17 protein-coding genes are annotated in these 15,284 nt (G+C 34.3%); 7 read left to right on the forward strand and 10 right to left on the reverse strand.

Annotated elements, in window-relative coordinates; all coding sequences use genetic code 11:
* Positions 1 to 5 precede the first annotated feature (5 nt).
* Entirely contained in the window at positions 6 to 701 is a 696-nt protein-coding gene (locus ACP14Y_RS16120; protein WP_424963918.1) for a hypothetical protein, read from the reverse strand.
* 215 nt (positions 702 to 916) lie between these two features.
* Between ACP14Y_RS16120 and ACP14Y_RS16125 the strand changes: the two genes are divergently transcribed.
* The gene (locus ACP14Y_RS16125; protein WP_424963919.1) at positions 917 to 1,309 is read left to right on the forward strand and encodes a hypothetical protein; all 393 of its coding nucleotides are present in this window, start codon (positions 917 to 919) and stop codon (positions 1,307 to 1,309) included.
* A gap of 21 nt (positions 1,310 to 1,330) precedes the next feature.
* Positions 1,331 to 5,524, forward strand: a complete 4,194-nt coding sequence (locus ACP14Y_RS16130) for an NACHT domain-containing protein (RefSeq protein WP_424963920.1) — start codon at positions 1,331 to 1,333, stop codon at positions 5,522 to 5,524.
* Here the strand turns inward: ACP14Y_RS16130 and ACP14Y_RS16135 are convergent.
* The gene (locus ACP14Y_RS16135) at positions 5,521 to 6,477 is read right to left on the reverse strand and encodes a hypothetical protein (protein ID WP_424963921.1); all 957 of its coding nucleotides are present in this window, start codon (positions 6,475 to 6,477) and stop codon (positions 5,521 to 5,523) included. The two genes, ACP14Y_RS16130 and ACP14Y_RS16135, sit on opposite strands and share 4 nt — an antisense overlap.
* Before the next feature lie 188 nt (positions 6,478 to 6,665).
* On the opposite strand from ACP14Y_RS16135, the gene ACP14Y_RS16140 reads away from it, so the two are divergent.
* The 3 genes from ACP14Y_RS16140 to ACP14Y_RS16150 all read left to right on the forward strand — a co-directional run bounded on the left by ACP14Y_RS16140 (position 6,666) and on the right by ACP14Y_RS16150 (position 7,805).
* On the forward strand, positions 6,666 to 6,794 hold the full coding sequence (locus tag ACP14Y_RS16140) for a type II toxin-antitoxin system HigB family toxin (protein ID WP_424964445.1): 129 nt from the start codon (positions 6,666 to 6,668) through the stop codon (positions 6,792 to 6,794).
* A 127-nt stretch (positions 6,795 to 6,921) separates the two neighbouring features.
* On the forward strand, positions 6,922 to 7,368 hold the full coding sequence (locus tag ACP14Y_RS16145; protein WP_424963922.1) for a helix-turn-helix domain-containing protein: 447 nt from the start codon (positions 6,922 to 6,924) through the stop codon (positions 7,366 to 7,368).
* Positions 7,369 to 7,622: 254 nt separating this feature from the next.
* Positions 7,623 to 7,805 (forward strand): hypothetical protein, encoded by a 183-nt coding sequence (locus tag ACP14Y_RS16150; RefSeq protein ID WP_424963923.1) that lies wholly within the window; start codon positions 7,623 to 7,625, stop codon positions 7,803 to 7,805.
* A 1-nt stretch (position 7,806) separates the two neighbouring features.
* On the opposite strand, the gene ACP14Y_RS16155 is transcribed toward ACP14Y_RS16150, so the two are convergent.
* Positions 7,807 to 8,031, reverse strand: a complete 225-nt coding sequence (locus ACP14Y_RS16155) for a helix-turn-helix domain-containing protein (RefSeq protein ID WP_424963924.1) — start codon at positions 8,029 to 8,031, stop codon at positions 7,807 to 7,809.
* 134 nt (positions 8,032 to 8,165) lie between these two features.
* On the opposite strand from ACP14Y_RS16155, the gene ACP14Y_RS16160 reads away from it, so the two are divergent.
* A complete protein-coding gene (locus tag ACP14Y_RS16160) occupies positions 8,166 to 9,038 on the forward strand; it encodes a hypothetical protein (RefSeq protein WP_424963925.1) in 873 nt (290 codons plus the stop codon).
* A gap of 23 nt (positions 9,039 to 9,061) precedes the next feature.
* Here the strand turns inward: ACP14Y_RS16160 and ACP14Y_RS16165 are convergent, their stop codons facing one another.
* From ACP14Y_RS16165 to ACP14Y_RS16195, 7 genes are all read right to left on the reverse strand, one after another.
* Positions 9,062 to 9,214, reverse strand: coding sequence for a hypothetical protein (locus ACP14Y_RS16165; protein WP_424963926.1), 153 nt, complete (start codon positions 9,212 to 9,214; stop codon positions 9,062 to 9,064).
* A gap of 1,231 nt (positions 9,215 to 10,445) precedes the next feature.
* On the reverse strand, positions 10,446 to 11,015 hold the full coding sequence (locus ACP14Y_RS16170) for a hypothetical protein (protein ID WP_424963927.1): 570 nt from the start codon (positions 11,013 to 11,015) through the stop codon (positions 10,446 to 10,448).
* 19 nt (positions 11,016 to 11,034) lie between these two features.
* Positions 11,035 to 11,856 carry a relaxase/mobilization nuclease domain-containing protein gene (locus tag ACP14Y_RS16175; RefSeq protein ID WP_424963928.1) on the reverse strand — a complete coding sequence of 274 codons (822 nt, stop codon included), beginning with the start codon at positions 11,854 to 11,856 and terminating at the stop codon, positions 11,035 to 11,037.
* On the reverse strand, positions 11,840 to 12,112 hold the full coding sequence (locus ACP14Y_RS16180; protein ID WP_424963929.1) for a plasmid mobilization protein: 273 nt from the start codon (positions 12,110 to 12,112) through the stop codon (positions 11,840 to 11,842). The genes ACP14Y_RS16175 and ACP14Y_RS16180 overlap by 17 nt, the downstream gene beginning before the upstream one ends.
* Positions 12,109 to 12,468 (reverse strand): hypothetical protein, encoded by a 360-nt coding sequence (locus tag ACP14Y_RS16185; RefSeq protein ID WP_424963930.1) that lies wholly within the window; start codon positions 12,466 to 12,468, stop codon positions 12,109 to 12,111. The genes ACP14Y_RS16180 and ACP14Y_RS16185 overlap by 4 nt, the downstream gene beginning before the upstream one ends.
* A gap of 7 nt (positions 12,469 to 12,475) precedes the next feature.
* Positions 12,476 to 12,751, reverse strand: a complete 276-nt coding sequence (locus tag ACP14Y_RS16190; protein WP_424963931.1) for a hypothetical protein — start codon at positions 12,749 to 12,751, stop codon at positions 12,476 to 12,478.
* Positions 12,752 to 13,081: 330 nt separating this feature from the next.
* A complete protein-coding gene (locus ACP14Y_RS16195; protein WP_424963932.1) occupies positions 13,082 to 14,311 on the reverse strand; it encodes a tyrosine-type recombinase/integrase in 1,230 nt (409 codons plus the stop codon).
* Between the two features lie 681 nt (positions 14,312 to 14,992).
* Here ACP14Y_RS16195 and ACP14Y_RS16200 point away from each other — a divergent pair.
* Entirely contained in the window at positions 14,993 to 15,193 is a 201-nt protein-coding gene (locus ACP14Y_RS16200) for a hypothetical protein (RefSeq protein ID WP_424963933.1), read from the forward strand.
* Positions 15,194 to 15,284 lie beyond the last annotated feature (91 nt).

The raw sequence follows: 15,284 nt of genomic DNA on the forward strand, positions 1-15,284 counted from the left end.
AGGTTTTAATTCTGGCCTAACCTTTCATTTATTTCTCTTTTATAGGTTTCAATCAACCCAAATTTTGGTGCACAATGTTTTATAGGAATTGGGAATCCCCATCCCCATACTCGTTTTAAGGGCTTAATAGCCAATTGGTCTATAACATACCTCATATGGTTTACTGAAATCATATATAGTGAATCTTCTTTTACCTTTTCCTCTTTTCTTTGGTATACCGCGATGACTACATGAGTACCTGTAAATTTTTGCATGTTTTCATGTTTCTTCAATGCTTCTTTTTCAAAATAGAAATGCCGTTCTCCGTTATTATTATAAAAGGTTTTACACTTTACTTCTACCTCTAAATTCCCAACATTTCTAATAAGAAAATCACCACGTTTAACATCGATATATTTTTCAGAAACACCAGTATAAAAACTGAAACTTTCCTGATCCTGATTAATTGTCTCAATCATATATTTTTCTTTGGATGCTTGATCACGAAAAATAAATTCTGCTTTTTTTGATAATCTGAATCTTATGTCTGTCCAGAAACAATATTTTTCATCATTCTTGGCGAGAATAGGAGTCCAGTGCTTCTCACCTTGATAGATGATTGTATTCTTCTCAATAGGTAGCTCTGATAGTTCTTCTAAATTTTCCGCATACCTACTTTCAAGGCCATTGCTATCATGTTTTAGTATTACGTGATATCCCATTTACTTTCCTCCACTTGGATTCTAAACTTTTGTTAATATGTTGAATTAAATTAGGTAGCTGCTATATTAAACAGTTTTTGTTAAATGAGAAGTTTTAAGCTTATTTTTAATCGATTCAATGGATATACAAAATTTCTAGTGATTTAAGTATAATCAGTTTCGTCCTATCAATGGTTTACTAGATTTATGTTCGTTTGTCACATCACCTAAAAAAATTGATAAGATACATCTCAACACCCTTCACACATCACATCAAGGTATCATGTAGAGACATATCCCAATTCATCCAGGAAGGTTACTCCGTAATTCAGAAATACAGTAGTGAATCCTTCAGATTTAGAAGATCAGATAAAGAACCAAAGATTTACTGCTTTGACGATCTGGGAGTTGAGAACAGCCTCAAATACTATGTAAACGATTGCAACGTGATGACGGAGATCCTCCTCTCTCGTTACGACTATTTCATCTCGCACAACATGCTCACTCATATCGCCACCAACCTAAATAGCACAGAATTTGAAGAGTTATATGGAAATAGAGTTAGGAGCAGACTCAGAAGTATGTTCAATCTTATTTCATTTAATAGCGGTTCAGAAGATAAGAGGTGACACTTAACTATTTTTAAGCTTATGGATGAAATTAAAGAAATAAAGATCTTTGTTTCTAACCCTTCTGATGTCGATCCAGAGAAGGAAATAGTTAAGAAAATCTGTGAAGATATCAATAACAGATATAGTTCTGAGGATTGTAGGCTGCTATTCAAAGTGAAAGATTGGTCTCAGATCCATCCTAAATTTGATGGGAATGCACAACTTCAAATTCAAGACTTGATTGGAGACTATGATATTTATTTAGGTATATGGTGGAGGAGATTTGGTACAAAGACAGGGTCAATTAACCCTTCAACGGGGGAAGAATATGGTTCAGGAACTTTTCAAGAATTCTGTGAAGCTGAACTTCATAATAGCAAGTATAAGGTTCCAGAGATGCGATTGTTTTTCAAGGATTTTGAAAATTTTGATGGACGTGTAGACTCAAGCAAAGCTCATCAACTTCTAAAGGTCCTAGAGTTTAAAGAAGATCAATTGCCTAAGGGGTTTTGTGAAATTTTCAAAGACTCTACTGATTTCACACTAAGAGCTAGTAGTATTTTAAATCAAAAAGCCTTTGAAATATGCAAAGAATTAAGAGTAGAAAGTAAAGAAAAGGTTATCCCCCAAATTGAATTCGTAGACTATAAACTCTCATTGCCTGAAGTTAAGATTGAAAGAACGATAAGTCAGGTTTATAGTGACTCAGGAGAGTTGAAAAAATATTCATCACTTTACCAATGCATGTTGAAACACAAGAAAGTAGTTCTACTAGGTGGAGCTGGATCTGGAAAGTCAACGGAATTGCAAAAGTTATATCAAGAAGCCAGCGGAGAAACTTCGCCTTTCATTCCAATTCTTAGAAAGTTGAATACTTACTCAGCCAATCAAGAAATAGAAAAGTTTTTACCTGATGATTGGAAGATAGTTCCGCAAAAAAATCTCCTCATTATTCTGGATGGGTTGGACGAGATTCAGCCTAGTGAATTTAATACAGTGATTCGTCAGCTAAATTCATTTATTATAAAATATTCTGATGTTAGTCTCATCGTAACATGTCGAACGAATTTTTATGAAATACCAAATTCATCATTTGGCGGAACACTTAGCACTTTCGAAGAATTTTACTTAGAGGACATTAACATGGCAGATGCAAAGTATTACTTTGAGTCAAAAACTGAATATAAGTCAGAAGAATTCATAAAATCCATTTTGGAAGGGAATCTCGTTGATTTGATAAAGAGGCCTTACTTCTTAATGTTACTTTCTTCTATTCATGAAAAAGTTAAAAATCAAAAACTTAATCGCGCGGAAATTTTTGAAGAGTTCTTTAATTCTCGTATTGAATACGACCAGAACCACTACAAAACCACAATTGAAATAAGAAGTAGGAAAAGAGAGATAACAGAAATTCTTCAGAGGGTTGCGCTTTCAATGGAAATCATGGCAAGGAACCACATTCCTGAAAGTGAACTTTTGAATATTGTAAACTCAAGTGAGTTTGTTGACCTTAAATACTGCACTGCTTTCAATAAAAAGGAATTCGATGATGAAGTATGGGAGTTTGAACACAACAATATTCAAGAATATCTGGCAGCCAAGGCTCTGATGAATTTAGAATTGGATAAAATCTTAAGAATTATAGCTTTTCCAACTTCATATAATAAGTTAATTCCAACATGGTCAAATACTTTAGCCTTTCTTTTTTCACTGCTTGATGATGAAAGCGAATTGTATCAAAGTTTACTTAAATGGTTTGTTGAAAATGAAAAGGAAACAATAGTCAAATTTGAAAAAGAGAAGATACCACTTCCTATTAGAATTCAAATATTTCAGAGTGTATTCAACTACTACAAGCAACACAGAATTTGGATTAACTCCAATAAATTTAATTATAGAGAGTTAGCTCAGTTCGGCAATTCTAATGCCAATGCCGACTTTCTTTTGGAAGAAATTTCAGACAAGTCCAATGGAAGGCATACGCTTCTAAACGCAATCAACTTGATTACTTACTTAGAGCTCAATGCAAAACAGCAAGATGCTTTAGTGAACATATTTCTCAATAATCAAATCATTAAAAATGAATCGGATCCAAGCTACATACATTCATGCCTTATTGCTTTAAGTAAATTTAGTCCTACGATCGGAAAAGATGTTTTTGATGATATTTTATCTATCGTTGGAAATAGAGACAACCAGTATATCAGGTCTGGAATTTATTCGATTTTAGTTAATGCTGAATTTCTTGATCAGTATTTGGAGTATTTATTTCATGGAGTTGAGGTAAAGAATTCGAAAACTGGAGATCGATCAGATGTAACATTGTTTGATGAAGGGTTCAAACTTAGAGAGTGCATAAAAAAAGTAAATTCTTATCCTGGAATTGTAGAACTTTCACGGTTTTCTCTTAAAAATCATCAGTTTGATAGACTTTATGAAAGTGAAAAACTCTTTGACGAAATTGTCTCTAATGCCATTAACACCTACAGTTACCATGGAGAAATATTTGATGTATTTTACGAGTGGTATGTAAAGGGGAAACATCGTTGGCAGCCTAATAAGTTAAAGAACGTAATAAGATTTTTTGAGGAGACCGGAACGATGGAGAAAGCATTTCTTTCTATTTGGTCAAGTGAGGAAGGATTCGAATACGGTAAGATAACATCACTAGTTGATCTTTTTCAGAAAGACAATATTCAATTCGTTGTTGATCAATACAAACAGGAAATAATTAATCCTGAGGAATTAAAATCAATCATCAATCAGCTGTTCTTTAATAAGGAAGATTTAGCTAAAAAGCTTGTCAAAGAGGCTAATAGTCAGGCAAACTTTACCTATCAAAAACCTGAACCAATAGACTGGGAATCTAAAAGAGAAGAGAAGAGAGATAATGATCTTAAGCTTTTGTTCAACAAAAGACAATTCGAACTTGAAGTACTAAGAGTTTTTTCTGAGGAAAAAAAGGAATCGTTTTCCATCGAAGATCTGTATGAAGTAAGAAGGGGAAAAAGGAACCAATGGTTTGATGATTACTATTCTAACTCAGCTCTTAGATTGTTAAGAGAATTTGCTGAAGAAGGTGAAGTAAATAAAAAAGATATTCAATCCTGGTTTACCAGAACAGATAATGTAGAATGGTACAGTGCTTCTCTGATTTATGAACAGCTAAGTCATAATAACGAGATAGTTTTAAGCTCCGAACAGAAGAATTGGATTCAGAATTGGTGTGATAGGAATTTACATAAAATTGATTTCACTTCCGCCATAACTGTTGATGGAGATAGTGTCACTTATAGTACTTTGGCACTATATATTTGGTACTTTAACTATAGACTTACCTTAAATTTTTCTAATGACATATTGCTCAACATGCTCTCATTTGATGGTGTTGCTGGACATGATTGGATTGGAATTGAACATATTGTTAATAGATTAGATTTCACTCAAGTTAAAGGAAGGATAATTAGTAATATTCAAAAGGGGATAGCTGATACAGCAGTTCTTAAAAACCATCTCTACCTCATTTGTCAGCATAAGGTTGTAGAGGCTTATGATTATGTTAAAAAAGAAATTCTGAATTCGAAAAGAAAGGATTACGATAGGCGAGAAATTTTACGAACATATTATGAGCTCACAAGAGACATTGATGGTTTAAAAGAACTTCTCGATGTATCGGACAGTGAGATTAGATTTGAGCTTATAGATCATTTAATTGATGCGAATCAGGATGAATACGTAGAGAAGGAATTACTTATCGAGATTAGATCCGATATAGATATTTGCGATAAAAAAGATGCATCAAATAGGCTTGTTGGTTTACAAAATATTGAAGGGCTCGAAATCTATATTTCTTGGATAAAAGAGTGCTCTAACAATACTATTGAAGAGTATCGAGCGATTGGATTAGAGAAGTTGACAAATATCAAAGCGGTTCCATTGCTAATTGATTTATTAAAACTTAGCTATGAAAGGAATATACGCATTCATACCTTTCAACCTCTATCAAATTACATTATAGATGTATTTGGTCAAATGGCAGTGGTTTCTGAATCGAACCTTAGGATTGTGAAGAAATCAATTTATGAGTTCATTGAGAAAAACCAGGCACTTAATGAAAACATTAGATTCCTACGACTGTCAGTTGAACGTTTTGAATCTCAGTTCTATTATAACAAAGCCCAGAATTATAGCATTAGTGAGGTTAAATCGAAACTGCAATTGCTAGGGAATTAAATCTTATATATCCATTCTGTAAGTCTCTGCCAAAATGGAGTAATAATCAAAGCAGCAGGGAGGGTGTAAGTGATTAGTCTTACCCATGCAACGAGAAATCGGTATCGAGCTTGATGCTTTCCTAGTCCAATAGTTGATTTGGGCTTTACGACTCCAATAATGAATACAAAAATGGATAAGTAAAAAAACTTCTTTGTTGAAGGATTACTTTCTGATCTTGCTCCCACATAATCACTTGGAACATATCCACTCTCATATTGAAGTAGGAGTTCTAAAACCCTATCAGAGTTAGTTGAATCTATTCCATTATCAAGCAACTCAAAAGCTTCCCTTTTTAACTCAGATGAGTAGGGAACCTCTTCACTTTCATAAGCAGAAGATCCGAAAATTAGCATTGATAGAACTGCTAATAGTATCATTACCGCCGCAGAATTGGACCAAAATCTTAAAAATTTATTTGGCCTTTTTACAGCAATCCATTTTTCAATCTCATATTGAATTTCCTCTCGCACACTTACATCTGAACACTCTAGTTCATAACTCATCTCATCGTTAATGCCATCTAATTTAAAGATGAACCGATTCTCCCTATATTTCTCATAGACAATTTGAATCCTTATTTCTTCAACTTTCAGATTGATACTTGCAGGATCTTTTAATAAGCCTTGAATGCTTTCATCAGTAAGCCTCGAATCATCCTTATTTATGAATGTACAAGCCTTATACCCTTTCTTTTGAAGAGCATCAAATTTTTCAGCTACTTGTTTATTTGAATACTCTTCCTCTACATCACCTGATTCTTCGGACAAATTCTCCCTAACCTGCTGTTCCCACGATTTGTACAATAGTGAATCGATTGAGTTAATTACAGAATCTAAAGATTCAAGGTCATTACCACTCAATAACCATGGCCCACCCATGTTTCTACTTTTCGGAAGTTGAAATTTTCCCATACGATTATTTTAATGAGACTAAATTTATTTCTTTTATTGAGAAAACGTTACCCGAAAACAATTAAAGTTCACATTTCGTGAACTATTATCAAGACTCTTCGTACATTTACATGAAAGTTCATTTAATCAAAAGACAGACAATAGAACAATATGTCCTCTCTCAAGCCAGAAGTTAAGTTTCTTTTAAGATTTGGCTAGAGGTGTTGAGGCATGCAGATTGGAATGAGCCAGGTGATATTAAGAAAACATTCGCTAAAGCTGATTTATTAGGAGGAGGAAGTAACCGGGTTGTGTTTGATATTGGAGGAAATAATTAAAGAATGATTGCTAAGTATGTTTTCGGAAATAAAGTCGCTCATCTGTTCGTCTGTTGGATTGGTACACATGCAGAATATGATAAGCTGTGCAAAAAGAATGAGCAGTATTCAGTAAATGTCTATTGAGATGGAAGCACTAAAATACAAAGTGATTAAAACCAAGAAGCAATACAATGAGTATTGTGATATCCTTCATGACTTGGTTTTTGATGAGAATAGGAGTGATGAATCAGAAGATGAGATTGAATTATTGACTTTATTGATTGAGAAATACGATAATGAAAACAGCTCTTTTTCAGAAGTTGAACCTATCCAATTATTGAAATCCTTAATGAAGGATCATAAGTTAAAATCAAAGGATTTGGTGGATATGTTAGGAGTTTCTAAAGGTTTAGTTTCAGACATTCTGAATTACAAGAAAGGACTTTCCAAGGAGGTTATCCGAAAGCTAGCAGATCATTTTAAGCTGAGCCAGGAAGTGTTTAATCGTCCCTACAAATTGAAGATCCCCACCACTCCAAAGATGCGCAATGCATCAATGATGAATACTCAGAAGAAGTTGGAGACTGCTTAAAATTTCATTCTACTCAATGGCCATCGCGCACAGCAGCGCAAAAGAAAAGTACAACGTGTCTCTATTTAGGGTCGAGACAGAGCAAAAAAAGCTGTCAATTTCAGAAAGTCTTTTATCATTAAGAATCAGTTCCTCAGATTATCGTAGCGCTGATAAGTATGGGTATTCAATATGAAATAGCTAGTTAGTTGTTTACAACGACAATTCCTTTTTCCTTTAATAGATTTGGATTTAAACGACTCAAACTTTTTCCAATGCTTAGAAAAACACAAGATGAAATCGAATATAATTTGATCCTGGAAATGTCTAATGAAAAATTATCACCTCTTCAAATTTTTTGTAGAGCAAAAGAAATAGCCAACTTATTGGAGCAAAAACAAGAAAAGTATCCAGCACTAGATATTGAAGGACTTTTCAAAGAGCAGAAAAGAAAGTAATTCATTTGAAAAATTCGCCAACCGAGCATCCAATTATCTTGGATAAGTTCCAGAGAGTTAATGATGTTGGATTGGTATTTCCTGTTTCAATTCTGGAGTAGTTACTTCGTTCCATAAATAAGCGCCTGGCGGTTTCAGCACTTGAAAGCCCTGCTTGTTCCCTGAGTGAAGCTATACGTTTACCCAGTTGAATTAAAAACTCACGCTCCTCAGAATTGACCTTCATTAAAGCGCAAGAAAAAAATTCAAGATAATTTATGTGCTATCATATATGATAGCACTAGGTTTGCGTAAAACCTTATTCTTATGTATTTGCGAAATTTATTTTATTCAATCCTATTTAGTTATAGCCAAATCATTTTGGCGCAGAATTGTGAAGAGTATAGAACAACTTCAAAAAGTGATGTTGGTGATCTAATAGAATCTTATGGTTCTGCTCTTACAGGAGCTCTTAATTCCATTAGATTCTCCATAAATATCTCACAAGTAAATCAGGGTTCAGGAGGAACATTTTTGATTTTGAACTATTCTGATAGGCACGAACCAACGTTTTATGAAGAGAATATAAAAGGCAATTTCACTTCTGATAAACTTAAAAAGAGCTATGTAGCGGTTGAGTTTGAAAATGGGGAAATCCTATCTTTCGAAATCCCCTCAGAATGTAGTTTAAGGGAAACCCCAGAATCGGCGACTTTTGGGGATGCTAAGTATACACGTTATAATATTTTCTTTATGCATCCAGTGACTAAGAAGCAAGTGTCGATTTTCCAACAGCATAAGATCAAGAAATTAGTCTATCAATTCGGAGATAAAAGCACCTCAAAGGAATTTGATACTTCACGAAAAAGGGATCTTCGAGTAGTTGAATATTTGCATGATGCCTTCAATTGCATTGATCTGGATAGTTTCTATGAACTGAAGGTTAAACCTTCCAGCGACTTAAACCTAGAAAAAGTTTCTTTAGAAGAATACGAAGGCGTAATTATTGGAGCTTGGGGAGCAACGATAAAAGGAGTTGCAATTGAAATGCATTTGGATAGTGCCAATAATGCATTGTTCGTATTGAATGGAGATAAGGAGGTTAAAGGAACGTATAAGATTAGTGGTTCCAACTTTATTTTCTTCGGAGAGGCAGGCAATCAAATAAGTCCAATTAAAACATTTCTAAACGATATGTTAGTTATTGAAGATACTTCGATAAAATCGGATGTCACTTATACCAGAATTAAATAGATGAATTCATAAGCGGAAAGTTCTTAATTACTTTCGGCTCTGGTTAGCCCTTTCTTCAAACCCTCAATATCCAATACAGGTGGAGTTTTAGAATTTTGGTTATCATATATTTTCTTGCTTAGGCTTTTTGCCTTGTCGATGATTTGATTTTCGGAGAAGTCAGGGTTGGTTGACATTGAAAGTATAAGTTCATATTCAATTTCCTGAAGAGATCTTTTTGTTTGAGACGACTTAGTTCTTGGCCTAATCAAAAAGAATATGCCGATTGTAAACAAACCACAGACAAAGGCAATTAAACCATATGTTATACTCTCCCACATTATTTCTAAAGTACGGAATTTAGTTCAAAAGATCACTCTAATTCCGGTAAACTTCTGGCTGATTTGGCTGTTCATTTCGCTCTGGGTTCGCTTGCTTCCGCTCAGCTAATTCGCTCATAGGAGAGAGCGAAAATATATCGAGTTCAACTAGTCAAATCTCTTGCTTCATTCTGCCAGAATGAAGCAATGCTATTGGGTTCTTTTCGTGTAAAAGCGTCAGGTAGGAAGGGAAATGGTTATTGAAGGGTGAGGTGATATATTAAGGTCTCCTATTGATTATTCTAAAATGGAATTCAGGGGGAATATTATAGAAGTCATTTTCAAACTCTCTAGCGCTAGTTGCAGCTAATGAAATTAAAGAATCAAACCCATCCTTTGTGTATGGGTTTGGTGTATTTTAGGGGGCGATATCAACTCGAACTACTTAGTCAGATATAAATGACTAACACAAACTCCACATACTTTTCTTCCATGTTTAGCACAATGTAATCTTGCTGTGTTTTCATCTTTACATGCAAAGATATTGCCATCACTATCTGATTTATCCATGTTTTTACAGACTGACTTTGTGTTAGAATTACAACCTCCTTCAGGTTTAAAGACTCCTTGAAATAAGTGAAACTCACCTGTGTCTTTGTGCTTTTTTAGGGTATAGGCATTTTTCATTCTATTTATTTAAAAAGTGTTGCAGGATAGTTTAATGATATAAGAGTTAATCTCCTTTCTTATGCTTATGAGGCTTTAGTGATGGAGTATTACCCGGAGTATTTTTATTATCTCTTTGTCTTCTATCTGGTTTTCCAGTTGTTTTAGCAGTTCTTTTTGGACCTGGCTTGATTCCCATAATAATAAGTTTTATTAAGTATTGAGTTTAACTACTATAAAATTGACTCACATATCTACTAAAATCAATACCCACTTTTGGGTAATTTTCAGGGGGCAATTAAGGATATATGCAAACCTGAGTAACGAAAATCAAGAGACGATGAATGTTCATTTCGACGACTTTCATTATATGCCACGGCAAGACGAATGTCGTATCCACACAGAATTACTGTCTGTTTGGCTTGACGTTTAATGAGATTAATTATTCAATACCCTCCGGCATACTATCCTCTAGTTCTTTGATTTGTTCGTTCAATTCTTTGTCACGCTTTTTCCAGTTTATTTTTTCGATAATTTCTTCCAATTCTTTTTCGTTGTTCAGTATTTCAACGGAATTTGCGTACACCTCAGGATACAAATCTTCAATGACCTTTAAATGAATTTCATATTGGTCTAGTTTCTTTTTGTTAACTAGGAAATTATCATAGATCAGAGCATAAAGAAAAAAAATGCAAGCTCCTATTAAAGCTGCATATATGCCAAACTTGATTGTCCGTTTAATGTAGGCTTCTAAATCGTTTTTTAATTCATTGAAATCCTTAGCTTCAAATAGATTGATAAGGAAAGTTTTTATCCGTTTGACTTTGTGTTGACCAGCTACTTCAATAGTTCTGTTCTCTACTTTATTAATTTGTTCATATGATGTGTCGTTGTTGTTAGAGACATTCTCTTCGACATCAATTTTATTGGAAATTAATTCAGTGAAGTTGAAGCCCCTCAGGATTTCTTCAACCATGCCAGGAAGTGCTCGATTGTGCATGCTAAATCGCATACTAACATGATCTTTATATTCAGAATTCGATTGAACTCCCTTCTGATTTGTCAATATTGCTTGTTCGTGACTTAGTATTATTTTGGTCAACTTCGCTATCTCTGCTGATTGATAATCGAGTATCTCCTTTGTTTGAGCTTTGGTCAAGTTGATGGTGTTGTTCATAACTTAGTTTTCTTTTTAATGTATTGGTATCGATTTGTTTAAAACTTCCTGTTCCGAAAGAGGCTCCATTGGATTTGTTTCTGAAATATTTGAATCGCTTTTTCTTTTTATCAAATTTCATTTCAATGCCGAACCGTAATAATTGATTTCTTATATCTGTAGCATTATCATTTTCTAAAAGCACATCAGAGATAATTTTCACGTACTGGTTTTCATGATCCTTTGCTGGTACCAAAGAATATCTCTGCTCCAGTGAATCAGATAGTTTATTTGCATGGATCCCTGAGTATTGCTCATTAATTACTTCTCTTTTTTTTGTTAGCCCAGCCGTCATACATATCATATGATAATGCTTAACTAAACTATCATTATGTTCCCATACAGCTGCCTGCGAATCTCTATAGCCCATTTCATGACAAACCTCCTTACAAATTTTCTTAACCAATTGATCATCGATCTCATCTAATGGCGAAGGAGAGATTTTGATAAAAATGAGAGGTTTGCTAACATTCGGTTTGGATTTTTGAATCATTTGCATCTCTTGTGCTATACCTTCTGGATCCGAATGAAAAAGATGTTGCTTCCAAACTAATCTAGATTGGTTGTTTTCTTTATTACCGGCATAATCTAAGGATTTCGGTATATTGGATCCACCATATTCAACTTTTATTCGCACGATTGATAAAGAGTTTTATTGCAGATTCTAATTCTTTTTTAACCTGGTTATAATCTCTATTGTCACAAGCCTCATTGGCATTGACTAAATGTCTATACAGTAGTACCATCACACCAGTAAGAGCTGGTTTAATATGATGTTTTAAGCCAGCCTTAAGCAAATAGGTGCTTACCGTGAGTGACGCATTGCTTGCGTATTTTTTAATTAAATCTTTCTGTGAGGCTGATGCCATCACTGAAATTTTTTTATCTCTCATAGCCCAAGTCCTTTATTTTTTGTTTTATCATTTTCAGTATCGATATCTCGAGATGACTCATTATTATAATTTTCGGATGAGTCATTTCTTCGTGCTTCTTCAAGTTTTTCTTTCATACTATCAAGACTGGTCTTTTTAATTTCCTGGTTTGCTTCTCGATGAAGTTCTAGACCTTTTTGTAAAGCTTGATCTTCTTTAAGCTTGACATCAATACCTACTACTAAAGATTGGAGGTAGGGAGTAAGCTTGCCACTTTCACCTGCTTCTATTATTAAGTTCACCAAGTCGGGTCGTTTTCCGCTCTTTGCTAGAACGTATCCATCATTAATTCCCTCTAAAGACAATTTATTTTCCATGCTATCTTTATTTTGCTGTTCTCTTTATATAGTCAAGGAGACTTGGTTTTGATATCAATATGAATCGTCCACCATCCTCTTGATATGTTAGAATTTGCTTCTCTTTCCTGAGCTTGTTTATAAGACTATCACTAGTGCGCCTCAGCAATTGATTTGCTTCATCCTTTGAAATCCAAACATCATCCTGATCGCTATTGCAGATATCTTTCATTTGCTTAATGGTTGTCATAATGGTTAATTCTAAAGCCTCCGCAGTTGTGCAGAGTAAATTTTGATTATTCATAACTGAATTATTTAGTCAATAATAAATTACTCACCAGATTCTCTGGTGTTGATATTAAATCGAAAATGGTTTTGGATAAGTACCCAAAACACTTTTCAAGCAAGTGCCATATAAGCAAATGCCAATAGGTGTATTAGACCTATTAAAAATACCCTTATGGTATTTTTTGTGTGGTGTTCACTGGGCAGTGAATTCGGTCACTATTTAGTAACCTACTCGTTTTCACCACACTTTTATTGAAAAGTGTTTCGGTTTAGAAAGCCTTGAGATCAGCTTTCTGGATGCAATTATAAAAATTCTGAATTATAAATGAAATACTTTCAAAGATTTCTACTTTTGTTTAGTGTTCAGCAGTTTCATCTCGATTTCATCCATATCAGCAGTGGCATAGTATCTTAGAATTGTCTCAACATTAGTGCCTGTGATTTTAGAAACTTGGATTGGACTTAAATTTTTGGAGTTTAGGCAATAGCTAATAAATGATTTTTTAGCTAAGTGACTTGAAGCAATCTGATGGATAGGTTGGTAGTCATGTTGCTCAAGCTTTCGGTTTACTTTTAACTTTTCTAGAACCTTTTTAATTCCTTTATTGTAATTCTGCTCTGATATTTTCGGGAGCTCATAATCATATTTCTTTAAAACTTTCATGGCTTCAGGTAGGATTGGCACCTCGATCAATGAATTCGTTTTCTCTGATCTAGTTCTGATTCGATTCTTGTTGGTAATCATGTTTTTATGAAATCGCATGAGGTCTCCAACTCTTAAACCAGTAAAGCAATGGAATGTAAATAATTCTTTAATTTGATTTAAATGTTCATTTTCTAAGTCCTTTGGCTGACTAAGAAGTTTCATCTCTTTATCATTGAGAGCAATGATGTCACTATCAATGACTGATTTACTAGCTCTTTTAAATGACTTGATGGTAGGATTGACCTTAATTCCAAGTTTTGATAATTTGTTGCATAGGCTTTTTAGGTACTTGATGTTATTATCAACTGAGGATTCGGATAGAGATTCATTACTTCTCAAAAAGGATTTGAATGACAGTTCAAACTCATGGTTCAAATCAATCAATGTATGATCTCTATTTTTAAACTTGTTGAAGTTTGTGATATGTAGTCTTAAGTTCTTGTCATAGTTAGTGATGGACCTAGGTCGATGTTCTGTTTCATAAAGTGAAACATATTTATCAATCCCTTCTAATATGGTTTTCACATCTCCAAGCTTATTTGACTGACCATTATATATTTCCTTGACTTTAGAGCAAGTTTGGTCTCCCAACTCTTTAGCATCACAAAGTGCCGCAAATAGATTTTCATAAAGTCTTTTTAGCTCAGCATTTGCTTTAAGGTAGCCATGGAAAGTCTTCTTTAATGGTTGATTGATTTTTATTTTATCATGTCCTCGGTCTTTAATCCAGTTGAGCTGATTAACAGACGCCCGGATATTTGTTGAGATTAAAGTCTTCTTCCTGTTGTGATCGTATCTTAAGTAGATCAGGCAAGGTTGGTCTTTATTTGTTACTCTATTTTTTTCTATGAAAAAGTTAATTGTTGCCATATACTGTCGTCATTACTGTCGCTAATTAAGATAAATTACAATTAATTAAGGCTCAAAATTTACGAAAATATCCGTTCTAGTATAACTAAGGAGTATTTATAAGAACTAAGGAGTAATTGATGTATTCCCCTACGGACTGCATTCCAAAAGCCACTCATTTGAGTGGCTTTTTTCGTTTCCTCCTTAAGGGACTCGCGCCACAACCTGGCCCATGATTAAAACCATCCACTGGATGGTTTCTGTACGTCATGTCCTCTTAACTAATTCACTTAATTTTTGCAGTCCTTGGGGGGCCACCCTACCACCGGGCCCCTCGCTAAATTGATCCGCAGGATCAATTATTAACGCTCGATCCTCCTACGGACTGCATTCCAAAAGCCACTCATTTGAGTGGCTTTTTTTGTTTCGTCCTTAAGGGGCTCGCGCCACAACCTGACCCATGTCTAAAACCACCTACTAGATGGTTTCTTTACGTAATGTCCTCCTACGGACTGCTTTAAGAAGCCGGCATTTGCCAGCTTTTTTTGTATTAACATACCTCCTACGTGATTCCCTGATTTTTCCAAATAAGCAATTTACGCTTATCGTTCATTTCTTGAATTCTCACCTTTAAGCTTGAATAACCTGATCATAGATGATCCAGGTTACTTCATTTTTTAACCATCAAAATTATTTACTGCCATGAAGGAATATCTGGTAATAAACTACTCGAATGAGGATGAGTGTTATGAGCTATTGACTGTATCTCATGCTGAGTACATTGAATATTATTGGGATGTTGAGATGACTTTCTCATTTGATAAGCACTCGATTGCTAAAAAAGTATTAGATAATCTAAACCGTGCCTCTAAATTCAATTCATCAATGAAGCAGATTGTTTAGTGTTGCAACCATATTGCCTTGATTATCAACAATATCCTGTCAAATTATACTTTTGTTGTTTTTGGCTAAAATGGGTCATTTCTGGGTGGAT

Origin of the sequence: Ekhidna sp., assembly GCF_965247405.1 — a bacterium.
Lineage (GTDB): Bacteria > Bacteroidota > Bacteroidia > Cytophagales > Cyclobacteriaceae > Ekhidna.